26 protein-coding genes are annotated in these 24,882 nt (G+C 67.4%); 10 read left to right on the top strand and 16 right to left on the bottom strand.

Going from position 1 to position 24,882, the window contains the following annotated elements; genetic code table 11:
* Position 1 precedes the first annotated feature (1 nt).
* Entirely contained in the window at positions 2-1,078 is a 1,077-nt protein-coding gene (locus NWF22_RS18250) for a ferredoxin reductase (RefSeq protein ID WP_160903102.1), read from the bottom strand.
* A 170-nt stretch (positions 1,079-1,248) separates the two neighbouring features.
* Between NWF22_RS18250 and NWF22_RS18255 the strand changes: the two genes are divergently transcribed.
* Positions 1,249-1,947: a TetR family transcriptional regulator gene (locus NWF22_RS18255; RefSeq protein WP_373691937.1), complete on the top strand. Its 699-nt coding sequence runs from the start codon at positions 1,249-1,251 to the stop codon at positions 1,945-1,947.
* Between the two features lie 174 nt (positions 1,948-2,121).
* Positions 2,122-2,967 (top strand): serine hydrolase, encoded by an 846-nt coding sequence (locus tag NWF22_RS18260; RefSeq protein ID WP_160903381.1) that lies wholly within the window; start codon positions 2,122-2,124, stop codon positions 2,965-2,967.
* Positions 2,968-3,007: 40 nt separating this feature from the next.
* Here the strand turns inward: NWF22_RS18260 and NWF22_RS18265 are convergent, their stop codons facing one another.
* Positions 3,008-4,402: a YibE/F family protein gene (locus NWF22_RS18265; protein ID WP_258321200.1), complete on the bottom strand. Its 1,395-nt coding sequence runs from the start codon at positions 4,400-4,402 to the stop codon at positions 3,008-3,010.
* Between the two features lie 82 nt (positions 4,403-4,484).
* Here NWF22_RS18265 and NWF22_RS18270 point away from each other — a divergent pair, with 82 nt between their 5' ends.
* From NWF22_RS18270 to NWF22_RS18280, 3 genes are all read left to right on the top strand, one after another.
* Positions 4,485-4,985 carry a mycothiol transferase gene (locus tag NWF22_RS18270; RefSeq protein WP_160903103.1) on the top strand — a complete coding sequence of 167 codons (501 nt, stop codon included), beginning with the start codon at positions 4,485-4,487 and terminating at the stop codon, positions 4,983-4,985.
* Positions 4,986-5,261: 276 nt separating this feature from the next.
* Positions 5,262-6,173, top strand: a complete 912-nt coding sequence (locus tag NWF22_RS18275; RefSeq protein ID WP_160903383.1) for a cation diffusion facilitator family transporter — start codon at positions 5,262-5,264, stop codon at positions 6,171-6,173.
* A gap of 26 nt (positions 6,174-6,199) precedes the next feature.
* Positions 6,200-7,129, top strand: a complete 930-nt coding sequence (locus tag NWF22_RS18280) for an LLM class F420-dependent oxidoreductase (protein ID WP_160903104.1) — start codon at positions 6,200-6,202, stop codon at positions 7,127-7,129.
* Between the two features lie 199 nt (positions 7,130-7,328).
* Here NWF22_RS18280 and NWF22_RS18285 read toward each other — a convergent pair whose 3' ends face one another.
* From NWF22_RS18285 to NWF22_RS18305, 5 genes are all read right to left on the bottom strand, one after another.
* A complete protein-coding gene (locus tag NWF22_RS18285; RefSeq protein ID WP_160903105.1) occupies positions 7,329-7,490 on the bottom strand; it encodes a hypothetical protein in 162 nt (53 codons plus the stop codon).
* Between the two features lie 352 nt (positions 7,491-7,842).
* On the bottom strand, positions 7,843-8,010 hold the full coding sequence (locus tag NWF22_RS18290) for a hypothetical protein (protein WP_160903106.1): 168 nt from the start codon (positions 8,008-8,010) through the stop codon (positions 7,843-7,845).
* 73 nt (positions 8,011-8,083) lie between these two features.
* The gene (locus NWF22_RS18295) at positions 8,084-8,476 is read right to left on the bottom strand and encodes a hypothetical protein (protein ID WP_160903107.1); all 393 of its coding nucleotides are present in this window, start codon (positions 8,474-8,476) and stop codon (positions 8,084-8,086) included.
* A 362-nt stretch (positions 8,477-8,838) separates the two neighbouring features.
* Positions 8,839-9,291, bottom strand: coding sequence for a MarR family winged helix-turn-helix transcriptional regulator (locus tag NWF22_RS18300; protein ID WP_160903108.1), 453 nt, complete (start codon positions 9,289-9,291; stop codon positions 8,839-8,841).
* Positions 9,288-10,259, bottom strand: a complete 972-nt coding sequence (locus NWF22_RS18305; RefSeq protein ID WP_160903109.1) for a pirin family protein — start codon at positions 10,257-10,259, stop codon at positions 9,288-9,290. The genes NWF22_RS18300 and NWF22_RS18305 overlap by 4 nt, the downstream gene beginning before the upstream one ends.
* A 136-nt stretch (positions 10,260-10,395) precedes the next feature.
* Here NWF22_RS18305 and NWF22_RS18310 point away from each other — a divergent pair, with 136 nt between their 5' ends.
* Together NWF22_RS18310 and NWF22_RS18315 are read left to right on the top strand one after the other, a co-directional pair.
* Positions 10,396-10,812: a hypothetical protein gene (locus NWF22_RS18310; RefSeq protein WP_160903110.1), complete on the top strand. Its 417-nt coding sequence runs from the start codon at positions 10,396-10,398 to the stop codon at positions 10,810-10,812.
* Between the two features lie 10 nt (positions 10,813-10,822).
* Positions 10,823-11,656, top strand: coding sequence for an alpha/beta hydrolase (locus tag NWF22_RS18315; RefSeq protein ID WP_160903111.1), 834 nt, complete (start codon positions 10,823-10,825; stop codon positions 11,654-11,656).
* Positions 11,657-11,678: 22 nt separating this feature from the next.
* Here NWF22_RS18315 and NWF22_RS18320 read toward each other — a convergent pair whose 3' ends face one another.
* Together NWF22_RS18320 and NWF22_RS18325 are read right to left on the bottom strand one after the other, a co-directional pair.
* Positions 11,679-13,208 carry an alpha/beta hydrolase gene (locus NWF22_RS18320; protein ID WP_160903112.1) on the bottom strand — a complete coding sequence of 510 codons (1,530 nt, stop codon included), beginning with the start codon at positions 13,206-13,208 and terminating at the stop codon, positions 11,679-11,681.
* 271 nt (positions 13,209-13,479) lie between these two features.
* Entirely contained in the window at positions 13,480-14,904 is a 1,425-nt protein-coding gene (locus tag NWF22_RS18325; protein ID WP_160903384.1) for an aldehyde dehydrogenase family protein, read from the bottom strand.
* Positions 14,905-15,065: 161 nt separating this feature from the next.
* Here NWF22_RS18325 and NWF22_RS18330 point away from each other — a divergent pair, with 161 nt between their 5' ends.
* Positions 15,066-15,386: a putative quinol monooxygenase gene (locus NWF22_RS18330; RefSeq protein WP_160903113.1), complete on the top strand. Its 321-nt coding sequence runs from the start codon at positions 15,066-15,068 to the stop codon at positions 15,384-15,386.
* 138 nt (positions 15,387-15,524) lie between these two features.
* Positions 15,525-16,661: a TDT family transporter gene (locus NWF22_RS18335; RefSeq protein WP_160903114.1), complete on the top strand. Its 1,137-nt coding sequence runs from the start codon at positions 15,525-15,527 to the stop codon at positions 16,659-16,661.
* A 2-nt stretch (positions 16,662-16,663) separates the two neighbouring features.
* Here the strand turns inward: NWF22_RS18335 and NWF22_RS18340 are convergent, their stop codons facing one another.
* Positions 16,664-17,818: an MFS transporter gene (locus NWF22_RS18340; protein WP_202398767.1), complete on the bottom strand. Its 1,155-nt coding sequence runs from the start codon at positions 17,816-17,818 to the stop codon at positions 16,664-16,666.
* Positions 17,819-17,880: 62 nt separating this feature from the next.
* On the opposite strand from NWF22_RS18340, the gene NWF22_RS18345 reads away from it, so the two are divergent.
* Positions 17,881-18,804, top strand: a complete 924-nt coding sequence (locus NWF22_RS18345) for an alpha/beta hydrolase (protein ID WP_160903115.1) — start codon at positions 17,881-17,883, stop codon at positions 18,802-18,804.
* On the opposite strand, the gene NWF22_RS18350 is transcribed toward NWF22_RS18345, so the two are convergent.
* From NWF22_RS18350 to NWF22_RS18375, 6 genes are all read right to left on the bottom strand, one after another.
* Positions 18,801-19,037, bottom strand: a complete 237-nt coding sequence (locus NWF22_RS18350) for a hypothetical protein (protein WP_160903116.1) — start codon at positions 19,035-19,037, stop codon at positions 18,801-18,803. The two genes, NWF22_RS18345 and NWF22_RS18350, sit on opposite strands and share 4 nt — an antisense overlap.
* Positions 19,038-19,094: 57 nt before the next feature.
* The gene (locus NWF22_RS18355) at positions 19,095-20,261 is read right to left on the bottom strand and encodes a lipase family protein (RefSeq protein WP_258321201.1); all 1,167 of its coding nucleotides are present in this window, start codon (positions 20,259-20,261) and stop codon (positions 19,095-19,097) included.
* A gap of 164 nt (positions 20,262-20,425) precedes the next feature.
* On the bottom strand, positions 20,426-21,088 hold the full coding sequence (locus NWF22_RS18360; RefSeq protein WP_160903117.1) for an SRPBCC family protein: 663 nt from the start codon (positions 21,086-21,088) through the stop codon (positions 20,426-20,428).
* A gap of 2 nt (positions 21,089-21,090) precedes the next feature.
* Positions 21,091-21,945 (bottom strand): FAD binding domain-containing protein, encoded by an 855-nt coding sequence (locus NWF22_RS18365; RefSeq protein ID WP_160903118.1) that lies wholly within the window; start codon positions 21,943-21,945, stop codon positions 21,091-21,093.
* On the bottom strand, positions 21,942-24,350 hold the full coding sequence (locus NWF22_RS18370; RefSeq protein WP_160903119.1) for a xanthine dehydrogenase family protein molybdopterin-binding subunit: 2,409 nt from the start codon (positions 24,348-24,350) through the stop codon (positions 21,942-21,944). Before NWF22_RS18370 ends, NWF22_RS18365 begins: the two co-directional genes overlap by 4 nt.
* Positions 24,347-24,826, bottom strand: coding sequence for a (2Fe-2S)-binding protein (locus tag NWF22_RS18375; RefSeq protein WP_160903120.1), 480 nt, complete (start codon positions 24,824-24,826; stop codon positions 24,347-24,349). The genes NWF22_RS18370 and NWF22_RS18375 overlap by 4 nt, the downstream gene beginning before the upstream one ends.
* Positions 24,827-24,882 lie beyond the last annotated feature (56 nt).

Raw genomic sequence — 24,882 nt, forward strand, 5'->3', positions numbered from 1 at the left:
GTCAAACCTCGATTTCCACGTCGCCGACGGGTGCGTTGATACAGAGTTGGATCTGCGTGTCGGCTTCGCTGTCGGTGTCTCCGGTCAGCACGTTGCGGGTGCATCCGGATTTCTTGATTGCGGTACAGGAGAAGCAGATCCCCATCCGGCAGCCGGAATCCGGACGCAGTCCGGCGGATTCCGCCTGATCGAGAATGGTGCGGCCGTCGTTGGTCGCCGATCTGCCGGAGCGAAGAAATGTCAGTTCGCCGTCGACGGGTGCGTCGGGGTCGACGGCGATCGGTGCGGCGAGGGTGAAGGCCTCCCGGTGTAGCGGCTGGGTCAGGCCGGCCTCGTCGTGATGCCGCTCGACGGCGTCCATCAGCGCGCCCGGTCCGCAGACGAACAGTTCGGCATCCGCGAAGTCGACGATGCCGGCGAGATGTTCTCCCGTGAAATGCTCGGCCGCAGCTCCGCGTGTGTAGTGCAGACGCAGGTCGATACTCGGATGGGTCGCGGTCAGTGCGGCGAGTTCCGCGGAATACGCCACATCGGCGGGAGTCCGGGCGTAGTGCAGGAACGTGATGGCTCCACCGTAGCCCTCGGCTACGAGCGTTCGCAGCATCGAGAGTACAGGTGTAACGCCGCTGCCGCCGCTGATGAAGACCATGGACCGAGGTCTGTCCGCGGGCAGGACGAATTCTCCGGACGCCGGTGACAGGCCAACGACCATGCCGACGTGGGCGTTCTCTTGCAGGTGCCGGGAGACGAACCCGTCGTCGTGGGCGGTCACGGTCAACTCGAGGTCGCCGCGCTCGCCGGCGGCGTTGGCGGGGGAGAAGCACCGGGTGTGTCGAACGCCGTCGATCACCGTGCTGAACTGGACGTATTGTCCGGCCAGATGTCCGGTCCACTGACGTGTCGGGCGCAGTTGCAGGCGGACCGTTCGGCTGGTCGGACGGTCCACCGCGACGACCTTGGCGCGCAGGTCGCGCCAGGTCATCATCGGATCGATCAGTTCGAGATAGCGGTCGACGGGATGCGGAGAGAGGGCGCTCTCGACGATGGACCCCAGGACCGAGGGGAGGCGGATGCTCATGGGCTGGCTCCGTTCGGTGTGCTCACTTGAGTGAACAGATGTACACGAATCAGTGTGGCATGGTCACACGCCGTATCGTCAAGCACTTTCTGTGTGACGACTGTCACCGGCGGTGCGTGGCGTGGGGCGGCGCCGCCATCCTGGCCGCCAGGGAGACCTAGACTCACACCGTGACCAGGTCTCGACACACCGCGCGGCAACGGCCGTCGCGCGGCGCCGGTGAGTCGGAGGGGCGGACGTCGGAGAGCCGGGCCGAGCGCAAGAGTCGCACCCGGCAGGCGTTGCTGGACGCCACGATGGAACTCGTCGCCGAGCGCAGTTTCGGCAGTATCAGCCTTCGTGAGGTGGCGCGCGGTGCGGGCATCGTGCCGACCGCCTTCTATCGGCACTTCGCCTCCATGGAGGATCTGGGCGTCACCCTGGTGGAGGATTCCATGCGGGTGTTGCGGCGCACGCTGCGCGAAGGTCGCCGCGACCTCGCGGCGCGTCAGGCGCTGCCGACAGCGCAGAACTCCCTGGCGATACTGCTACGCCACGTGCACGATAACGAGGCGCAGTTCCGCTTCCTGGTACGTGAGCAGCATGGCGGCATCGCCGAGATCCGCCGTGCCATCGACACCGAACTGCGGCTGTTCTCGAGAGAGCTCGCCATCGATCTGTCGCGGCTCCCGGATCTCGCTCAGTGGTCGCCCGAGGATCTCGAACTGGCTGCCGAACTCATCGTCACCATCATGCTGACGGCGGTTGCCGACCTGCTCGACAATGAGTATCGGGGTCAAGAGGCAGAGCGGGAGATCGTCGCCCGAACGGAGCGTCAGCTCGTGATGGTGTTCCTCGGCATGGGACAGTGGCGGGTCTCGCCAGAGTAGGCTGCCGTTCCCTCTGCACCCGCTGCTCCCTGATTGCTACAACTTCGCATCGTGGCTGGGCGTCGTGTGATAGATGCAGCTAGTCTCCCTGTTACTGATGTGACCAGGGAGACGCAAGTGACTCGTGTTAAGTGGATCGTCGCGGTGACGGCCGTGACGATCGCCGGTTCGCTGATGATCGGATCGGCGTCTGCCGCGGCCTCACCGTCGTGGTGGCCGCCACAACTCCCGCCGCTGCCTCCGCAGATCGCCACGTTCCTGGAGCCGCCGGTGCCCACGGAGAAGAAACTGATCACGAGCTTTGCGAAGATGCAGAAGGGGATGCGCAAGTCGATGCCGGGCAAGGTCGGCCTGGCCATGGTGGCCGTCGGATCAGACCGGGTGATCACCATGGGGGACCTCACCACCGGTCGCGCGTGGTCGACGCTGAAGGTGCCGGTCTCGCTCGCTGCGCAACGCCGTTTCGGTGCCGCGGTGGCCGCGGAGGAGGACAAGGCGATCACGTTCTCCGACAACGACGCCGCTGGCGAACTCTGGGGTGCGCTGGGTGGTGGTCGGAGTTCGGTGGACGCCGTGACCGCCGTGCTGCGCGAAGGGCATGACATCCGTACGCAGGTCAGTTCGGAGGCCGACGACCCGCCGTCCTATCCCGGATACACGCCGTGGGCACTGGCAGATCAGGCGCGTTTCGGGGCGCATCTGCCGTGTATGCCGGGCAGCGCGGATGTGATCCGGCTGATGAGCAATGTGGCGGCCAATCAGCAGTGGGGTGTCGCGACGATGGGACGCAAGCAGGGTGCGGTGACCGCGGTGAAGGGTGGCTGGGGGCCGGCGACATCGCGTTCGGCGGGCTACCTGGTGCGCCAGCTCGCGGTGATCACCACGCGCCGAGGCGACGTCGCGGTCTCGATGGCCGCGATACCGCGCAACGGCTCGTTCACCACCGGCACCCGGATGCTCAATCGAGTCGGGGACTGGTTGGAGCGCAACCTCGCACAGCTTCCGACCGGGCGGTGCTGACCGGCCGGACCGAACGCCGCGGCCGCGCAGTCGCGAACGGTCAGGCGTCCGGACGTGAGTGTCGGCCGCCCGACGGTGGTGACGCCGCCGGTGGCGGGGAGGCCGATGATTCCGTGCCGATGGGTGCGGCGCCGGCCGGTCGGGCGAGTGCTGCCGCGATGACCGTGGTGAGTGGGACCGACAGCGCGATGGCGATGCCGCCGACGAACGATCGGGCCAGTTCCACCGCAAGCGCATCGGTGGTGACCAGCGACCCGAAAGGCTGCTGGGCCACCGAGAACAACAGCAGCAGGGGCAGGGCACTGCCCGCGTAGGCGAACACCAATGTGTAGACCGTGCTGGCGATGTGGTCGCGGCCCACGCGCATGGCGGCGCGGAATGTCGCGAGTCGGGTGGGTTCACCGGCGGCCGCGAGCTCGAACGCTGCCGACGCCTGGGTGATCGTGACGTCGTTGAGCACACCGAGGGTGCCGATGATGAAGCCGGCGAGCAGCAGGCCGCTGATCGAGATGCTGCTCTGGTAGACCTGCAGATTGACGGTCTGATCCCCGGACAGGCCGGTCAGGTGCATCGTCTCGATGGCCAGCCAGCTCAGGACTCCTGCCATCACCAGCGACATCAGCGTGCCCAGCAGCGCCGAACTGGTCCGCAGACTGACCCCGTGCGCCAGGTAGAGCACCACGAACAGGATCGCCGCCGACGACACCACCGCGACGGCCACCGGCGACTTGCCGTCCAGGATGGCCGGCAGGGTGAAGACGCCGAGGACCAGGAAGGCGAAAACGAGCCCGATGATCGACCGAAGTCCGCGCCAGGCCGCGACGAGCACCACGGCGGCGACGAACAACAGCGCCCAGATGATGGTTGGAACCGTGCGCTGGAAGTCGAAGAAGGTGTACCGGGTGTTGCCGTCCGGTCCGGGGACAACGGCGAGGCGAATCTTGTCACCCACGGTCAGCGACGGCTGTCCGGCCTGGGGCTGATCGAGTTGTTCGGCGCTCGGGGCGACCGATCCGGGCCCGGAGCCCGCCTGGGCGCGATTGGTGGGGATCTCCAGCAGCGTGTGTCGCCCCGTGTCGTCGCCGCTGTCGATCTGGGCGGTCGCCGCGACACAGGGGCCCTCGGGCGCCGCACCCTCGATCTGGAATACGGCACTGTCCTGCACGGTGCCGGTCAGCGGGTTGAGGCAGTCGGCCCGCTGCAGATCCACGACGTGGGCATCGACGGTCTGGATCGATCCGCCGTCGGCCGAGCGGAACTGCATGGGAATGGTGTGTTCGCTGTCCGAGGGCCACAGCACGGCGGCGCCGATCACCACCCCGACACCGATCACGCTCAGCGTCACGATCACGAACCACCGCGCGAATGGTGACAATACGGCGGGGATCTCCGACAGGTTGTGCGAATGACCGTGCCCGCGACCTGGATGACTCACGCCGATACCTTAGCGGTGGGTCGTAGCCCGCGGCCCTCGCAGACGGCCATGCGGGCGTGAATCGAGGAGTAGAAGTGGAAGTATGCGCTCTACAGACATCTTGATCGATGGTTTCGGCCGCGTCTCGGAGAACGTTCACGCAGTCCTCGACGGCATCACGGCCGAGCAACTCGTCGCCCGGATCGCGCCGGAGGCGAACACGATCGCCTGGCTGATCTGGCACATCTCCCGGGTTCAGGATGCGCAGGTGGCCGATGTGGCGGGAACCGACGAGGTGTGGACGGCACGCGGTTTCTACGACCGATTCGCGCTGCCGTTCGACCGTTCCGCATCCGGCTACGGTCAGTCCCCGGACGAGGTGGCCGAGGTCGTCGTCGAGCCCGCGTTGCTGGCGGAGTACCACGACGCGTCGCATGCCGCGACCGTCGACTATCTGGGCACGCTGTCCGACGATGACCTCGACCGGGTGATCGACGAGAACTGGGATCCGCCGGTGACCCTCGGCGTGCGCCTGGTCAGCGTCCTCGACGACGACGCGCAGCACATCGGGCAGGCCGCCTACATCCGGGGACTGATGGGCTGAGTCGACAGTTCGGCGCACCCCGAGCGGTTGCGACACGCAGCCCCGGAAGGTCTGGAAGTCACCGGCGGACGCGGGGCCACCCGGCATAGACCACCAGGTGGCGCGGTCTCGTCGGGACGCCGCGTCGAAGCGCGACAACGCGGGTCACATCCTGAGATGCCACCATCTGCGTGAGACGATCGGCGCATGACCGAGCCGCCCACGCCACCGTCGGAGCAGTCGGGACCGGAGTCCGAACCGGCTGTCGACCACTCGCCGGGTGGCTCGAGCGAATCGATGCTGACCGTGCTCATCGCCTTCGTGATGAATGTCCTCATCGCGGTGGCGAAGACGGTCGCGGCGGCCATCACCGGGTCGGCGTCGATGCTGGCGGAGTCCGCGCACTCGTGGGCCGACGCCGGCAACGAGGTGTTCCTGCTCATCGCCGAACGCCGCGGTTCGCGGGGCCGCGACGAACGCCATCCCTTCGGTTACGGACGCGAGACCTACATCTGGTCGATGTTCGCCGGGTTCGGCCTGTTCGCTGTCGGTGCGGCGGTCTCGGTCATGCACGGCATCACATCGCTGACCGAGCCGGAGCCCGACACGGACTACCTCATCGGCTACGTGGTGCTGGCGATATCTGCTGTGCTGGAGAGTGTCTCGTTCGCGCAGTCGATCCGACAGGCACGGGCGGCGGGTGAGCGATTCGCCATCCATCCGCTCCGCTTCCTCAACAGGACATCGAACACGACCCTGCGGGCGGTGTTCTTCGAGGACGCCGCGGCGTTGACCGGGTTGGCCATCGCGGCGCTCGGCATGGCGCTGCACCAGATCACCGGATCGGCGGTGTGGGATGCGATCGGGTCGATTCTCGTCGGCATCCTCCTGGGCGTGATCGCGCTATTCCTGATCAAGCGCAACAGCGAATTTCTGTTGGGCCAGACCGCGATGCCGCGCACCCGCTCGGCGATCCTGCGGAAGATGCTGGCGCATCCCGACATCGAGCGGGTCACCTACCTGCACATCGAATACGTCGGACCGCTGCAGTACTACCTGGTCGCCGCCGTCGACATGGTCGGCGACCTCGCCGAGCACGAACTCGCCGAACGGCTGCGGCGGGTGGAACGCGAGATCGAGGCGCACGACCCGATCGTCGAGGCGGTCCTGACCCTGTCCACCGCCGCCGAACCGTCGCTGACGCCGTGAGTCCTTCGGGGCGTAGGTTGGCTCCCGTGGATCTACGCATCTTCACCGAACCTCAGCAGGGCGCAACCTACGTCGATCTCCTCCGCGTGGCGCGGGCGACCGAGGAGTTGGGTTTCGACGGATTCTTCCGCTCCGACCACTATGTCGCGATGAATGTCGACGGACTGCCGGGCCCCACCGATGCCTGGCTGACCCTGGCCGGGCTGGCGCGCGAGACGTCGCGCATCCGGCTCGGAACACTGGTCACCTCGGCGACCTTCCGCCTGCCCGGGCCGTTGGCGGTCTCCGTCGCACAGGCGGATCAGATGTCCGGCGGACGAGTTGAACTGGGGCTGGGCGCCGGCTGGTTCGAGGCCGAACATGCCGCCTACGGCATCCCGTTCCCGCCGCTGGGCGAACGCTTCGACCGGCTCGAGGAATCGCTCGAGATCATCACCGGGCTGTGGGGGACACCGGTAGGGCGCCACTTCGACCATCTCGGTAAACACTTTCAGCTGTCCGATTCGCCCGCGCTGCCCAAAACGGCGCAGCAGCCACGGCCACCGATCATCATCGGCGGCGCCGGCAAGAAGCGCACCCCAGCGCTCGCCGCACGCTTCGCCGACGAGTTCAATGTGGCCTTCGCTCCAATCGATGTCGCGTCCGCGCAGATCGGGCGGGTGCGGGCGGCGTGCGCCAAGGCCGGCCGCCGGCCCGAGACGATGACCTTCTCCACCGCACTCGTACTCTGCTGCGGCCGAACCGAAGCCGAAGTGGCCTGCCGCGCCGAAGCCATCGGGCGCGAGGTCGGCGAACTTCGCGAGAACGGTGCGGCCGGAACCCCGGACGAAGTCGTCGAGAAGATCGAACGTTATCGGGAGGCCGGCGTGGACCGGATCTATCTCCAGACGCTCGACCTGAGCGATCTCGACCACCTGGAGGTCGTCGCGGCCGACGTCGCATCGCGCCTCGGCTGAGGTGCGGATTCCGCTGCGCCAGGTCACCGAGGCGAGTAACCCATTGAAGCTGGTGGCCCGCGGATGCCCGAAGCACACCGTGGGCGACTCCTTGCGCACCCGCAACGGCGTCATAACCGATGACCGCGGCGTGGCTCGTCCAGCCGGGAAAAGGGCGACTCATCAGCGGCAATTCATCCGACTCAGGCGCCGGCACTTCTCAATAGCCGACGATGAGAAGGACGATCACAAAGGTGACGTAGCAGACAATTCCAGCCACCACCAACACCACCAATCCAGCTGCGAGGCTTTGAGTTCGACGTCCAACTACTCCGCCGACCGCCAACACCACAGCAGCGAGGAAAGCGATCAAGAGCCACACCCACCACATCATTTGTCCAACAGACCTTCCAGTCAACTAGACGGGTGCTCACGACAGCCCGCCAGGGTGAGCCGCTGCTTCGCAGGTGCCGCAACTGGGGCTCCCCCGAGTGTTTCGGCCCGGTGTCAACATGCCAGCCATTCGCCGCCTTGCCGAATGACGATGATCTCTTCGGTGTGAGTGGCGCCGGTGGGCTCGTCAGCGTAGTGGAACCACACTTACCTGCGCGGAGCCCTCTGTGCGGCTCTTGACGACGACCCCGATGACTTGCAGGCGTGACATCTTCTTGGCCAGTTCTGGGTCGATGGGTGTCTGAACGCTGCTGACGGCATTGCAGGGCGTTGTAGCGGTCTCAGTCGTTGCGCGACATCGCTTCGAACAACTCAACCGCGGTGGTGCGGATATCGGTCTGCGTCGCGTAGTCCTCTTCCATGAGGTCATTGCGGTCATCCGGAGTCCCGCACGCCCCCGTCGCTGCGGGTGCGGACAGGGCGATCGCGGCGGCCCACCCGAAGCACATCGCGCCGGTTGCACCCCTGGACCGGGACCGGTTGCCCTCTACAGGGATTGCGGATCGACCGCGATGGCGGAGATCAACTCGCCAGGCATGCCCCTTGTGCGAGATTGCGGGCACGAGCGGGAGAATCGGCGTAGTAGTCTGCGGTCCCGCCATCGGGCAGCGCGACCTGGCACACCCAGGTCGCGTGAATGGCCTCGAATTCTTCCTGGGTGATCACGTCCCCGGCAACACATGGTCCACCGGTCGGATCACCGACGACCACCGCCCAGTACATGTGCTGGTAGACCGGAGACACTGCACACCACACGATTTCGTCGCCGTTGGCAGTGTGTTGAATTCCTGATGGCAGTGCCGCGGTACTGCTCGACACCGAAGCCGGCTCAGTGCTGCCCGGCGTGCAGGCGGAGACCGAGAACGCTGAAACAGCGCCCACCAGCACCGCGATGATCCCCCGACTCATCGTCATAGGGCAAACCCTACGGTTCAGAGCAGCCGATCCGGTGGTGCGTGGCACAAGTGGGATGCGACTCGCAAAACCAGGCAGAAGTGACGCAAGCCATCACAGATGGCGTCTTCTGATGCTCTGAGTGGTGCTGTCCGAAGATCCTCTACGAATTTGCAAGTGATCGCCGAGGCCGCTGCCCACCCGGGCGGGCGCGTGGTGCTCGCGGTCTACACCGACCGCTCCCAGAGCAGATGCGGACAACCTCTATGGCCCGGCCTCCCCGATCCTACCCTCGCCAATCGAACCTCGGCCGGCATCGTATGACGTCCTTGCGTCCCTTCCCATGTAGACACCGAGAGGGGCTCGTCATTGACCGGGTGGTGTCAGCGGAAGCCCCTCTCGGACAGATGGTCCGACAGACGCGTCATCATCTCGAGCAGCACCGCACCGTCGTCGACGGAGAGTGCGTCGAAGAACAGGTCCTGTACGCACCGTGCGTGATCTGTTGCGGCGCAACGGAAGGCCGCAGCGCCGTCGTCGGTGAGTACCGCGTAGCTGCCACGCCGGTCCTCGTCGGCGCGTTCGCGGCACAACCAGCCGCGCCGGACGAGCGTGTCGATCTGATACGACAGCCGCGAGGTGGAGAACACCAGACGATCCGAGAGCTCCCGCATGCGCAGCCGGCGTTGCGGCGCGTCGTACAGCAACATCAGGAGCTGATAGTCGGCCAGCGACAAGCCCGCATTGTTCTTCAGGTCGTCGTCGAGGACGGTCTGCAGCCGGGCGCTGGTCTCGATGAAGATCCGCCAGGCGGTCGGTCTGGGATCGGTGCTCACCGGCCGGTGTGTGGCATCAGCGCGTCGGGTGGGATGACACCGAGCCGGCCCGCCTGGAAGTCCTCGATGGCCTCCACCAACTGTTGACGGGTGTTCATGACGAACGGGCCGTACTGCACGACGGGCTCGCGGATCGGGCGTCCCCCGAGCACCAGCACTTCCAGCGCGGGACGGTTCGAATCCTGCCCGGCGTCGGCCGTCGCGGTGATCCGGTCACCTGCGCCGAACACGGCGAGTTGGCCTTGCCGCACCGGACGTGCCGCGGCGCCGACCGTGCCGCGACCGGACAGCACGTACACCAGCGCGTTGAAATCGGGGCGCCACGGGATGGAGAGTCGGGCACCCGGCGAGATGGTGGCGTGCGCGAACGTGATCGGGGTATGGGTCGCACCGGGCCCGCCCTGCCCGTCGATGTCACCGGCGACGACCCTGATCAACGCACCGCCGTCCGCCGAAGCGAGCAGGCCCACCTGGTCGCCTTCCAGATTCTGGTACTTCGGTGCCAAGAACTTGTCGGCCGCCGGCAGGTTCACCCACAACTGGATGCCGTGGAACAGTCCGCCGGAGTCGACCAGTTCCGCCGGCGGTGTCTCGATGTGCAGGATGCCCGAACCCGCGGTCATCCACTGGGTCGCGCCGTTCTCGATGAGTCCACCGCCGCCGGTCGAATCCTGATGCTGGAAGCGTCCGTCGATCATGTAGGTGACCGTCTCGAAACCGCGATGCGGGTGCCACGATGTTCCTCGGGGCTCGCCCGGTTCGTAGTCGACCTCGCCCATCTGATCCATGTGGACGAAGGGGTCGAGGTCGGCCGGCGAGACACCGGCGAACGCTCGGACGACGGGAAATCCTTCGCCCTCGTAGCCGCGGGGACCGGTGGTGATGGACTTCACCGGGCGCTCGATCTCGTCGGGGCTTGCCGTGCGCACCCGGGGCAGGCGGAGCGTATCGGCGGTGACAGCGGGCATGGCGGGCTCCTCTCGATTAGCTCAAATCTGAGCGATACCCGGCTCAACCGGGCGGCCTCCCGAGATATTCCGGCCGGATCGCTCACACGCGTTCATATGGTCTCGCCCGCGGGTCCGAGCATGAATAATTGAGGATATGGCCGACAAAGGACTGGGCAATCGGGATATCGGGAGCAGGGGAACCGACGCGCGCGGACCGGAACGTCAGCGGTTCAAGAAACTCGCGCAGGCGGCGCTCAACGCGGATATGACCGTCGACCAGGTCGAGGGCATACTCGCCGACGTCGGGGAGACACTCGTCGACATGAACAAGACCATGACCGGCCTCGACGGCGCGATCGACACCATGGACGCCACCCTGTCCAAGCTGTCGGGAACCCTCGACCAGGTGGACACCACCATCGCCACGATGGGTGACATCGTCGAGCGACTCGAACAGGTGGTCAGCAGAGTGGAGGTGCTCGTCGGCATCGGCGAGGCGGCGTTGCGTCCGCTCGGTGCGATCGAATCGGCGGGACGCACAGTCGCGTCGCGGCTCGGATTGATGAACTGAGGGAGAGCGTATGCAGCGCAGCGAGAACACTTTCGTGGGCGGGCACGGCGAGACGATCACCTACGACATCGTCGACCCGGTCGACGAACCGCGGGCGGTGGTGGTCATCGCGCACGGTCTGGGCGAACACGGTCGCCGCTACGCCCACGTCGTCGAGCGGCTGGTGGGTGCGGGCTTCCGAACCGTGGTGCCCGACCATCTCGGGCACGGTCGCTCAGGCGGCAAACGACTGCGGGTGCGGCGATTCTCCGATTTCACCGACGATCTCGACCGGGTGATCACCGAGACGATCCTCGACGATCGGCCGACATTCCTGATCGGCCACAGCATGGGAGGTTGTATCGCGCTCGACTACGCCCTCGGCCATCAGGAACGGTTGGCGGGGCTGGTGCTGTCGGGGGCGGCGGTCGTCCCGGGCGACGACATGTCGCCGATCGCGATGAAGCTCGCGCCGCTGCTCGCGCGGGTCGCACCGGGACTGCCGACCGCGGCGCTCGATGCGAGCGCGATCTCGCGCGATGAGCAGGTGGTCGCCGACTACAACGCCGATCCGCTGGTCACGCGCAGCAAGATCCCGGCCGACCTCGGGGCGGCGATGCTGGCCACGATGCAGTCGTTCCCGCGTCGACTGCCGCAGCTGCGGGTGCCGCTACTGGTTCTGCACGGCGGCGACGATGTACTGACCAACCCGGCCGGCAGTGAGATGGTCGATGACCTGGCGGGATCGCCGGACAAGACCCTCACCATCTACGACGGTCTCTATCACGAGATCTTCAACGAACCCGAGCGCGATCAGGTCATCTCCGACGTCGTCGACTGGCTGGGTGCGCACACGTCGAACTGAGCACCGCTCGGCAATCGTCAGGTCAGGGCACCGGCGTCGTCGTCGGGATCGACGACTGCGCCGGGATCGAGACCGGGGGGACACTCGACGAGGTCGTCGGCGCATCCGTATCGGCAACCGCGGGCGATTCCGACGCCGCGACCGACCTGCTCGGCTGGCTGTCGGCGGTGGATGAGGTCGGGACCTCGCCGGATGTTCCGGAGGTCGCCGACGTCGAGTCGGTGGCCGAGCTCGATTCCGCGGGGGTGCTCGATTCGCCGGGCTTCGATTCCACCGGGGTGCTCGATTCCGCCGATACGGCGGAGGAACTCGGGTCGGCCGAGAGCTCGACGCTGTCGAGCACCGGCGTGGACTTCGCCGCGACGAGTGCGGCCTGGGTGGCCTTGGTGGATCCCTCGGGGTCCGGCGTGCCGGAGGCGTCGACGACCTGCACCTTCTCCGTGACGGGAGGATTGTTGCGCAGCGCCTCCAGGACGTGATCCTTGCCGTCGGCGAGCCCTCGGCCCCAGTTCTCCCAGGTGTGACCGCCGTAGTTCGGCAATGAGATCACCGACGCGCCGCTCTGTGCGGCCTGCAGTTGCATCAGGACGGTCGAGACCGCCGAGAGCATCTCGAGCGCCATGGCACTGATCTGATCCTCTTGGGAGAGCTTGGCCATCTCGCTCGAGGTGAGGAATCCGTTGCCGGACGAGATGATCAGCACCTGTCCGTTCTCGTTGAGCTTGTTGACGTTCTTCGACGGATCGTTGTCGGTCCAGCGCTGGCTGCCCGGCTCACCCCACATGTTGACGATGCCGTTGGTGTAGTTCGACACGATCGTCTGGCTGGCGAACACGCCGAGCGCGCCGATCGGGTTGTCGGTCTGGTAGTAGCCCGACATCGCCTGAACCACCTTGAACTGGTCGGGATGCCGCTCGGCCAGGGTCACCGCGGGACCGCCGGACATGGACAGACCGACGATCGCGTTGTTGTTCTTGCTGACCCCGAAGTTCTCGGCCAGATAGTCCGGCAGTTCCTCGGTCAGGAAGGTCTCTTGCTGGATGGTGGTGTTGTCGGCGCCGGCTCCGGCGTCCCAGTCGGTGTAGAAGGACGACGCCCCGCCGACCGGCATCACCAGGGTGGTGTCGGTGCTGCCGTCGTAGACCTCGGCTGCCTGGACGTCTTTGGTCCACGCGGAGCGGTCCTCCTGCGCGCGCATCCCGTCGAGCAGGTAGACACCCTGGTCGCTGCCGTTGGAAGCCCGGATCTGCACGATCACGTACTTGTTCTGCGACTCCGACCACACCTTGCAGTTCTGCACATAGTTGCCCGACGAGTCCCAGGTGCAGCCCTCGCGCAGTACTTCGGGGTGACCGGCCATCGCCGACGCCGTGTTGCCGCCGGAGAGCAGCGAACCCACGCCGAACAGTCCCAGACTCAGCACCACCACGGTGGCGAGACCTGCGATGCGACGTCGCGCGCTGCGCCGGGGCGTCGCGCCGGCGACGTCCGGGATCACCTGCCAACCATCGGCGATCGCGGTCTGATCCGGCTGCTGCGGTTGGTTGGGCATGCGACTCCTGACGTCAACGACTTCCCCCGACGCACGACGCCTCTGCTGCGGAGGTCGTCCGTGCTGCCCCGTGTGTCGTCGGGGCGCATCGACGCGTTACAGCTTCGCACGGTCGCATCACCTGTGAAACCGCTGTGAGACGGGCGATTTCGCGGCTGAGTGTGGGTTCGGCCACAGATGCACGACGACCGCCCTCGTCGGGTGCACGAGAGCGGTCGTCGGGTGAACACCCGGCTGTGAGAGGAGAAGCGGGGTGGTTAGGGCGGTGTGGTCAGGCGTCGTAGCCCAGCAGCGACTTCACCTCGAGGAACTCGTCGAAGGCGTAGTCGCCCCACTCGCGGCCGTTGCCGCTCTGCTTGTAGCCGCCGAACGGAGCGACGGGATCGAGCTGCGCGCCGTTGAGTGAGATCGACCCGGCGCGGATACGGGAACCGACCTTGCGCACCTCGTCGACGTCCTTGCCGGACACGTAGCCTGCCAGACCGTACTCGGTGTCGTTGGCGATCTCGATCGCGTCGTCGAGCGAGTCGTAGCCGATCATCACGAGCACCGGGCCGAAGATCTCGGTGCGCGCGATCTCCATGTCGTTGGTGACATCCGAGAACACGGTGGGGCGCACGTAGTAGCCGGTGGGCAGGTCGTCAGGACGGCCCGGACCGCCGAACACGACCTTGGCGCCTTCGTCGACACCACGTTCGATGAGCCCCTGGATCTTGGTGAACTGCGGCTCGGACACCACCGGTCCCAGCCGCACGTCGCCGCTCGGATCGCCAACCGTGAGGGTGGCCTCGACGGACTTCGCAGACTCCTCGGCCTCGGCCATCCGGGTCTTGGGCACCAGCATCCGCGTGGGTGCGTTGCACGACTGGCCGGAGTTCATCATCATCGCCGCGACACCGCCGGCCACGTTGGCCGCGAAGTCCTCGTCGTCGAGGATGATGTTCGGGCTCTTGCCGCCGAGTTCCTGTGCGACGCGCTTGACGGTCGGTGCGGCGTTCTTGGCGACCTCGATGCCGGCGCGGGTGCTGCCGGTGAACGACACCATGTCGATACCCGGATGGGCGGCCAGCGCGGTGCCGACGCCCGGGCCGTCGCCGTTGACGAGGTTGAACACACCTGCCGGAACCCCGGCGGTGTCGAAGATCTCGGCGACGATCGCCGCGCTGAACGGTGCGACCTCCGACGGCTTGAGCACCATGGTGCACCCGGTCGCCAGGGCCGGCGCCACCTTGCACATGACCTGGTTGAGCGGCCAGTTCCACGGAGTGATGAAGCCGCACACACCGATCGGCTCCTTGACGATGCGTGAGCTGCCGCGATCCTCGCTGAAGCTGAAGGTGGGTAGCTGGGCCGCTGCGGTCATCAGGTGGGCGAGTCCGATCGGGACCTGGACGTTGTTGGCCAGCCCGTTCGGTGCACCCATCTCCTCGGTGACCGCCGCCGCGAGATCGGGCATCCGCTTCTGGTACTCGGCGACCACGGCGTTGAGGATGCTCACCCGTTCGTCGACGGACGTCTGGCTCCAGGTGACGAACGCCTTGCGGGCGGCGTCGACGGCCTTGTCGACGTCGGCCGCGGTGCCCAATGCGACGTGTCCAGCGGCCTTCTCGGTGGCCGGGTTGATCACGTCGATGAGGTTGAGTTCGGCCGGTTCGGTCCATGAACCGTCGATGTAGAACTTGGTGATCTCGCGCATGTAGTACCTCCGACTCGACACGTGTTGTCTCCACCACACTATGCCGGGTATGCGATGCGACCGACAAGGCTTTGGGGCAACGCCGGTTGTCAGATGCGCAGGTTCTCTGATTGAGACGCCGGGGAGCCCGCTGAAGAGCTCAAGATCATTAGAGTGGAGCCATGATATTCATCGTGGCAAAGTGGCCCATCAAGCCCGAATTCGCTGACGAGTGGCCCGATCTGGTGCGGGACTTCACCGAGGCCACCCGCGCCGAACCGGGCAATCGGTTCTTCGACTGGGCGCGGAGTCTCGACGATCCGCACACCTACGTGCTCACCGAGGCCTTCGATGACGACGCTGCCGAAGCGCATGTGACCAGCCCGCATTTCCAGGTCGCGACGACCGAGCTGCCGAAGTATCTGCAGCGCACACCGGACATCATCAACGTCTCGCTCGATCAGGACGGTTGGTCCGAGCTGGGGGAGATGTCGGTCGACTGAGCCGAACGGTCGAGTTGCCCGACGTCGGTGCGCAGGTTCCGGCACAACCGCGGTCGGTGGGCAGTCACAATCGGTCGTTGTGACCACACAAGATCGCGACCTCTCCCGTAGGCGCCGCGGCTGCTCGACAGTGGAGGCATGACCGCCACGCTTGAGGGAACCGCCGGTGCCCGTCGTCGCCTTCTCGCCGATCTCGACCATCCGCGTCAGGTGTTCGAGCACCTGACCCCGAACTGGTTCGCCGCCGTGATGGGCACCGGCATCGTGGCGAACGCAGCGATGGTGCTGCCGGTACAGTCCCCGCTGATCACCGCATTCGCGACCGCGATCTGGCTGCTGGCAGCGCTGTTGCTCATCGGGATCGGCGCGGCCTTCGTGGTGCACTGGCGCAGACACAGCGCCACGGCCCGCCGCTATGCCGCCGACCCCGTGATGTCGCAGTTCTACGGCGCGGTGCCCATGGCGCTGCTCACGGTGGGTGCCGGCACCCTGCACATCGGGGAGCCGATGCTGGGCGAGACGGTCGCATTGGCGACCAGCGCAGTGCTCTGGGTATCGGGCACCACGATCGGGGTGGTCACCGCGATCTGGGTGCCGTTCGCGATGATGACCGCTGCACGGCAATCGGAGAACGCGGCTCTACCCGCCTGGCTGATGCCGGTCGTGCCGCCGATGGTGTCGGCATCCACAGGTGCCGCGCTGGTGGCCCACCTACCGGCGGGGCAACCGCGACTGGCGTTGCTGGCGGGCTGCTATGCGCTGTTCGGGATGAGCCTCCTGCTCGGATTGATGACGATGACGGTGATCTATGCGCGATTGATCCACGGTGGGGTGCCGGAGTCCCGGTTGGCGCCCACGATCTGGATCACGCTCGGGATGGTCGGACAATCGATCACCGCGGCCAACCTGCTGGCGGCCGAGTCGCATCTGGTCTTCCTCGGCGAACGCGCCCCGATTGCCGGCGGCCTCACCATCTTCGGCATCGTCTACGGCCTGGTGATGGGTGGTTTCGGGGTTGCGATGTTCGCGCTTGCCACGGCGGTCACCGTGCGAACCGCGCGGCGCGGCCTGCCGTTCGCCCTCACGTGGTGGAGCTTCACCTTCCCCGTCGGTACCTGTGTGACGGGCATGTGCGCATTGGGTGTCGCGGTGGACAGCGCCCCGATTCGCGGTCTGGGAGCCGTGCTCTACGTCGTGCTGGTGGCGGCCTGGGCGACCGTGGCGACGCGGACCGTAGGGGCCGTCGTCCGTGGACGAGTCTTTCTGCCGGCCTGACGTCAGGCGTGGCGCAGACGTACCGCTCGGGACAGGGAGGCGGCTGCGGCGGCGAGAGCCAGGACGAGCAGCGGTGCGACGACACCGACCGACGGCCGGATGCTGGTGAGCAGGACCGGCAAGCCGAATCCCAGGTAACAGGCCACATAGAACATTCCGGTCACCCGGCCGCGATGGTCGGCCGGTGTCATCGTCTCGACGTCCATCAGTCCGTCGCGCAGACACAGACCGTAGGCGAGACCGAGCACGATGGCGGTGATCACGAACACCGCCATGCTCGGATGCGCCCCTCCGGCGGCCGCCAGCAGAAACCCCGCTGCGGCCAGGCCGGCGCCCGCCACGCCGGCGAAGGGGCCGCTGTGCAGCCGGCGCACCGCGAACTGCACGATCACCCCGGACCCCAGACTCAGCGCAGCCGCCAGACCAGGCACCCACGCACCGTCGTAGCGGTCGGCGATGCGTTCGGCCATCACGACCACCGCCACGGTCACCGACGAGAACACCCACAGGGCCATCGGCACCGACCACGACAGCGCGGCGCGCACCGAGCGGTGGCCCGGGTCGTCGGCGGCGGCGCCGCGCGGGGATGGCGGCGGCGATGCAGGCGTGAGGACGACCGCGGCCGCGGCAACGCCGATCGACGCGATCCCGGACACCGCGAACGGCATCTCCAGTCGATGGGGAACGAACTCGGCGAGCAGACCGGTGATGACCGGGCCCAGGGCGAATCCGGTGGTCAGGACGGCGCCGGCGAGCGTCGCCCCGGACCGTCCGCGCAGGTCGGCGGCCCAGGCGGTGCCCGCGCCGATCGTGAGTCCGGCGCCGAGGCCGACGACCAGGCGGCCGATGAGCACACCGGCCTGGTCGTGCCAGACGACCATCATCAGGTTGCCGATCCCGGCGAGGACCGCGCCGGTCAGCACCACCGGTCGTCGGCCGGTCCGGTCCGACAGGGTCCCGCCGCCGAACAGGCCCGGCAGCAGTCCGAGCGCGTAGATGCCGAACGCACCGGTGAGAACCGTCGACGACAGTCCCTCGTCGGCCTTGAGGACCGGGATCATCGACGCGAAATGATTGGCCCCCCACCCGGTGGTGAAGAGGACCAACAGAACCGCAGGGAGGGCGAAGCGTTTTCTGCCGATCTCGTCGATGTTCATCGGGCGAGATTCTGCCGCGTTATACCTGGATCCAACCAATCGCAGTGAAAGGTGAGACGGCGATGACCACAGCGCACCGTGATTACCATCCCGACCTGGCGCGTGCGGCGCGTCTGCTGCCGCACGGACTGGCCGGCCCCCGAAGCCTGCGGATCGTCCGGGTCCTGCAGGCAGGGCTCACCCGTGTGCAGCGCGCTCGGGGTGTCGACGTCCGGACGCTCCCGTCCGGGGCATCGGTGCGCATCTTCGGACCGGCCGGTGCCTCTGCCGACGCGCCTGCGCTGGTGTGGATCCATGGCGGCGGATTTGTCCTCGGCGAGGCCGCGCAGGACGACCAGCTGTGTCAGCGCTTCGCTGCGGAACTCGGCGCGGTCGTCGTGTCGGTGGATTACCGACTTGCGCCGGAACATCCGTTTCCCGCCGCCCTCGACGACTGCCATGAAGCTCTCGCCCTCGCGCGCGACCTCGACGGTGTGGACCCGATGCGGGTGGCGATCGGTGGGGCGAGCGCAGGCGGTGGGCTGGCGGCCCAGCTGGCGCTTCGGGTGAAGGAACGCGGCGAGACCGCCCCGGTCCTGCAACTGCTCGCGTATCCGATGCTCGACGACCGCACCGCAGCCGATGGGCCGTCGCCAATGGAGAGCCGATTGCGGATGTGGAACAGCAGCTCCAACCGGTTCGGCTGGAGTTCATACCTGGGTGGGGCCGCGCCGGAGATCGTCGCGCCCGCACGTCGCGAGGATCTGGCCGGCCTCGCGCCGGCGTGGATCGGGGTGGGCGACCTGGACCTCTTCCACGACGAGGACGTGGCGTACGCGAAGCAGCTACGCGAGTCGGGGGTCGACTGCGATCTGGAGGTGATCCCCGGCGCCTACCACGCGTTCGACCTGATGCAGACGAAGGCGCCCGTCTCCAGAGAGTTCTTCCGGATGCAGACGGCGGCGTTGCGCACGGCGTTCGCCTCCCCGGGCCGGGATGGGACCTAACCGATGCTGCTGGCGATCGCGATCACCACACCGGCGAGGGTGAGGACCGCCACGACTGCCCAGGCGATCACCGCCCGCCGCCGACGCCCCTGGATGAGAGCGTTGACGCCGACGCCGAGGCCGATCAGGATCGCTGCGGCGTAGACGGCGATGCCGAGAGTGAGTGCGGCAGCGTTCGAGTCCGCCATCGCCAACGGGGCCAGGGTCACGGGAGCGGGCAACGTCGTCGTCATGGCATGAGTACACCACGCGCGGTCGGTGGGTCCTCCGGGCGCGCGGCCGGCGCGGAGTCACATCTGTGCGATGAGCCAACGGGCGATCTCGCTCGCCGCCGCCGGCTCGGTGGCGACACCCGCATGGCCGACCGGGTGGTCGGCGTAAGTCACCGACATGCCGTGCCGACGGTAGGTGTCGGCCAACCGCGACACCAACGGCTGGGCGGCCACGGTGTCGACCCACCCCGCGTCCAGACGCACCGGAACCGCTTCGGGGATGCGCACGTTCGCCACGTCATTGTGTTCCAGGATCTGCACCAGTTGCGCCTTCATCTCGGCGCCGCGAGGACCGAAGAACTCCGCCGGGGCGAGCCCGCCGAACGAGTCGGGTTCGGTGAGCTCGGCATAGCAGCGGTCCTCGATGTGTCCCAACAGCGCGGCGGCGGGTCGACTCAGGCCGCCGCCGCGCAACAGGTCGTCGAAATCCGGGTCCGCTGCGGCTGCACCGCTGCCCAGCAGAGCCGCGAGACCGACCAACTCGTTGATCGCCGGTCCGGCCACCGGGACCCCGGACAGTGCGTCGAGGATGGTGGCCACCTGCGTCGGCGGAGCGAGGGCAGCCACGGCACGTAGTCGCATGCCGTGCCACTGATCTGCGCTCTGGGCGCCGGCGGCCAGCGCGGCGACCGACCCTTCGGAATGGCCGGCGACGACGACGTCCCGGCCGATCCGCGCGTCGTATCGGGCGACCGCCACCGCGGCGTCGATCGCCGACCGCGCCAGCGAGTCCCCGATGAGATACGGGTGGGCGCCGGGCCCGCCAATTCCCTCGAAATCGGGCCGTACCACCGCGAACCCGCCGTGGAGTAGGTGCGTGATCAGTCGGTCGCCGGATGTCATCCGCGACAACTCCGGATGGGTCGGCGTCGCGGTGGACGGTGCGCACCGATCGGCGGCGCCGACGGTCATGTGATTCCACACCGCCAACGGCCAACCGCCGGCCGGCGCCCGTCCGGCGGGCAGCACCAGGGTCCCGGTCATCTCTGTGGGAGCGCCGCGCACCGAGGTGGAGCTGTACCGGAGGCGGTATGTCGTGCCGGCGTCGACGGCGACGGGAGGTTCGGCGACGATCTCGGCCGCGAGGACAGCAGGCGTGTCCGACCCGGGACCGGCACCCGCCGGTGCCGACGGACCGGCTCCCGCCGGGACGGCCGGCACACCGATCGCCACGACGGCAAGCACGCTCGCCAGTGTTCGACAGATGGTTCGGCAGACCGACACGGTCACGACATTCCCCCGCTCAACTGCTGGTCAGGGCGCAGTTTCGCCACGGAGGTTACCAGTCTGCCGGACAGTTCGCGCCCGGCCGATCGCCGTCACACGCAGCCGCCGACGCCGCGTCCGAATCAGCTCCGCAATCGGCGCACCAGCAGGAACACGATCGCACCCAGGAGCACCGCGCCCACGATCGGCGCGACGCGTTTGGCCACCGACCCCCCGGCATACTGCATGAGATCGAGCGCCTCGGCTTCTTCCTCCGGGGGCGCCGCGGACGGCTGCGTGGGGGCGGTGGCCGCCGGTGCCGCGCCGGTGGCCTCGGTCTTCGCAGGTTCCGCGGCGGGTTCCGGTTCGCCCAGTTTCTTCGACAGGCAGGAGGCGAACTGGCCGATGATCTTGCCACCGACGTCGGAGAGCATGCCGCGGCCGAACTGGGCGGGCTTGCCGGTGATCGCCAGGTCGGTCACGACCGTTCCTGTGGTCGTGGCGCCGTCTTCGGACAGCGTCATCGTGACGGTGGCCTTGGCGGTGCCCTGACCCCGGGACTCCTTCGCGTTGCCTTCGATGACGGCTCGGTGTGCGTCCTCATCTTTCTCGATGAACTTGCCGACGCCCTTGTACACCAGGGCGACCGGACCGATCTTGACCTTGATCTGCCCGGTGAAGGTGTCGCCGTCGACCTCGGTCAGGGTGGCCCCGGGCATACAGCCCGCCACTCGTTCCGGGTTGGTCAGCGCCTGCCAGACGTCGGCCATCGGGGCATCAACCGAAAATGTGTGCTGCAGTTCCATGGTCAGACTCCCGCCGCGGTCACCACGGCCCGGCGCGTGAGCACTTTCGCCAGGTGGGTGCGGTATTCGGCGTCGGCGTTCGCGTCGCTCATCGGGTCGGTGCCCTCTGCGGCGTGCTCGGCCGCCGCGCGGATCACATCGATATCGGCCGACTGTCCGACCAGCGCCTCCTCCACGGCGCGCGCTCGTACCGGCACCGCACCCATGTTGGTCAGGGCGACCGCGGCTTTGCCGATCGTGCCGCCGTCGACGGCGACGGTTGCCGCCACGGCCACCATCGACCAACTCTGCGCCACCCGATGGAACTTCTCGTAGTGCGCCGTCCAGTCGGTGTGCTTGGGGATGCGCACGGCGACCAGGATCTCGTCGGGTTCGAGTGCGGTGGTGAAGAAATCGGTGAAGAAGTCGGCCGCGTCGATGGTGCGTCGCCCGTTGGGTCCGGCGACGATCAGCTCGGCGTCCAGCGCAACCGCCACCGCACCCAGGTCGCCCGCCGGATCGGCGTGGGCGAGCGAACCGCCGAAGGTCCCGCGGTGGCGGATCTGCGGGTCGGCCACCGTCGTGGTCGCCTCGGCGAGCAGCGCGGCATGCCGGCCCACGAGGTCGTCGGTCATCACATCGTGATGGGTGGTCATCGCGCCGACGACGATCGCGTCGCCGTCCTCGCGGACCCCGCGGAGTTCCTCGATCCGGCCGAGGTCGATGATCGTGCTCGGCGAATTGAGCCGGAGCCGCAGGACCGGCATCAGACTCTGCCCACCCGCGATCACCTTGGCGTCCTCGCCGGCGTCGGACAGTGCGGACACCGCCTCATCGAGGGTGGTCGGGGCGACGTAGTCGAATTCGGATGGAATCACTGGGCACCTCCGTGTGTGGACGAGGACTGGGCTGCCTGGATGGCTTTCCACACCCGCATCGGACTGCACGGCATCTCGACCTCCCGGACGCCGAGGTGGCGCAGCGCGTCGAGGACGGAGTTGACCACCGCAGGGGTGGAAGCGATGGTGCCGGCCTCGCCGACGCCCTTGACGCCGAGCGCGTTTCCGGTTGCCGGTGTCTCGGTGCGGTCGGTGATGAACGTCGGCAGATCGGGGCTGCCCGGGACGAGATATTCCGCGAACGAGCCGGTGAGCAGCGTGCCGGCCTCGTCGTAGATGGCGTCCTCGTACAGCGCCTGCGCGATGCCCTGGGCAAGGCCGCCGTGCACCTGCCCTTCCACGATCAGCGGATTGACCACGTGGCCGACGTCGTCGACACACACGTATTTGTGGATCTTCACGAATCCGGTCTCGGTGTCCACGTCGACCGCACACAGGTGGGTGCCGTGCGGGAAGGAGAAGTTCTCCGGGTCGTAGGTCGCCTCGGAGTCGAGGTTCGGTTCGACCCCGTCGGGTAGATCGTGCGCCGCGAACACCGCGAGCGCGACGTCGGCGATGCCGACGGCCTTCTCCGTCCCCGTCACCGCGAACCTGCCGTCGGTGAACTCGAGGTCATCCTCGGCCGCCTCCAGCAGATGGGCCGCGATCGGGCGTGCCTTGTCGATGACTTTGTCGGCTGCCATGACCACCGCCATGCCGCCCACGGCGAGTGACCGTGAACCGTAGGTGTCCAGGCCGCGCGGCGAAGACTGGGTGTCGCCGTGGAGCACTTCGACGTCTTCGAACGCGACGCCGAGGCGGTCGGCGACGATCTGACTCCAGGCCGTCTCGTGGCCCTGGCCGTGCGCCGAGCTTCCGGTGACCACCTCGACCTTCCCCGTGGGCAGCATTCGGACTGCCGCGTGCTCCCAGCCGCCGGCGCCGTAGGCCAGGGCGCCGAGGGCGCGCGACGGGGCGAGTCCGCACATCTCGGTGAAGGTCGAGACGCCGATGCCGAGTTGCACGGTGTCGCCGCGTTCGCGGCGTGCGGCCTGTTCGCGCCGCAGCCCTTCGTAGTCGAACAGTTCGGTGGCCCTGGCCGTGGCCGCCTCGTAGTCACCGGAGTCGTAGGTCAAGCCGCAGACGGTGTCGAACGGGAACTCCTCGTGCTTGATCCAGTTCTTCTCGCGCAGTTCCAGGGGATCCATCTCGAGCTCGGTGGCGAGTTCGTCCATGATCCGTTCGATCGCGAAGGTCGCCTCGGGTCGTCCGGCGCCGCGGTAGGCGTCGGTGGGCACCTTGTTGGTGAAGACGTTGGTACACGCGAAGTGATAGGCGGGGAACTTGTAGATGGAGTTGTACATGAACGCGCCGAGAATCGGCACCCCCGATGTCACCAACCGCAGATAGGCGCCCATGTCCGCGAGCAGTTCGACCTTGAGCCCGGTGACCGTGCCGTCGCGGCGGGCCGCCAGCGTGAGCTTCTGGATCTGATCGCGGCCATGGTGGGCGGCCTGCATCGACTCGCTGCGGGATTCGGTGTACTTCACCGGCTTTCCCAGCCGTCGGGCGGCGAGCAGGGTGAGCAGCTCCTCGGGGCAGACCTGCAGTTTGCCGCCGAAGCCGCCGCCGACGTCGGGGGCGATGACCCGGAGTTTGTGTTCGGGGATACCGAGGGTCATCGCCAGCATCAGCTTGAGGATGTGTGGCACCTGCGTGGCCGACCACATGGTGATCTGCGATGCGGTGGGATCGACGACCACCGAGCGGGGTTCCATGAACGCGGGGATCAGCCGTTGCTGCCGGAAGGTGCGTTCGACGAGCACCTCCGCATCCCGGATGGCGTTTTCGACATCGCTGCCGGTCCCGGCCTCCGCGGAGTCGAACTTCCACACCGCGCTGACGTTGGTGCCCAGGTCGGTATGCACCAGGTCTGCACCGTCGGCGGCCGCGGCGGCCAGGTCCAGGACGACGGGCAGGTCCTCGTAGTCGACGTCGATCGCCTCGGTGGCGTCATGCGCCTCGGCGGCGGTGCGGGCGATCACCATCGCGACGGCCTCGCCCGCGAAACGGACCGCGTCCACCGCCAGCGATGGTGCGGACGGGGCCTTCATGTCCTCGGTGATCTGCCATGCGTTGGGCAGGCTGCCCTGCTCCTCGGCGAGGTCGGCGCCGGTGTACACGGCGACGACGCCCGGCATCTGGCGGGCTTGGTCGACGTTGATGCTCGCGATCCGCGCATGTGCCATCGGGCTGCGCAGCATCGCGGCGTGCAGCATGCCCGGCAACACGAAGTTGTCGGTCCACCGGGTGCGCCCGGTGACGAGGTGTTCGTCTTCCTTGCGGACCCGGGCCCGGCCGACCTCGTGTTCGGCGGCGGCGCTCGGTTCGACGGTTGCGGTCATTGCGTGCCTCCCGCACCTTGCATCCGGTCGGCCGCGTCGAGTACGGCCGCGACGATGTTCTGATAGCCGGTGCACCGGCAGAGGTTGCCCTCGAGGCCTTCGCGCACGGCATGCTCGTCGGGACGGGGATCGTCGCCGAGCAGGTCGATGGTCGACATGATCATGCCGGGGGTGCAGTATCCGCACTGCAGGCCGTGATTGTCGCGGAACGCCTCCTGAACCGGATGTAAAGTGCCATCTCTGGCGAGACCTTCCACGGTGGTGATATCGGCGCCGTCGGCCTGGACGGCGAGCACCGAACAGGACTTCACGCTGTGGCCGTTCAGGAGCACCGTGCAGGCGCCGCAGTTGCTCGTGTCGCATCCGACGACGGTGCCGACCTTGCCGAGTCGTTCCCGTAGGTGATGGACGAGCAGGGTGCGGGGCTCGACGTCGTCGCTGTAGTTGGTTCCGTCGACAGTGACTGTGATTCGCATATGGTCTCCAATTGCGATCGCCAATCGGTGGGCTGGGTGCTTGGCGGGCACTCCCG

The sequence above is a fragment of the Gordonia mangrovi genome (assembly GCF_024734075.1).
GTDB classification, from domain to species: Bacteria; Actinomycetota; Actinomycetes; order Mycobacteriales; family Mycobacteriaceae; genus Gordonia; species Gordonia mangrovi.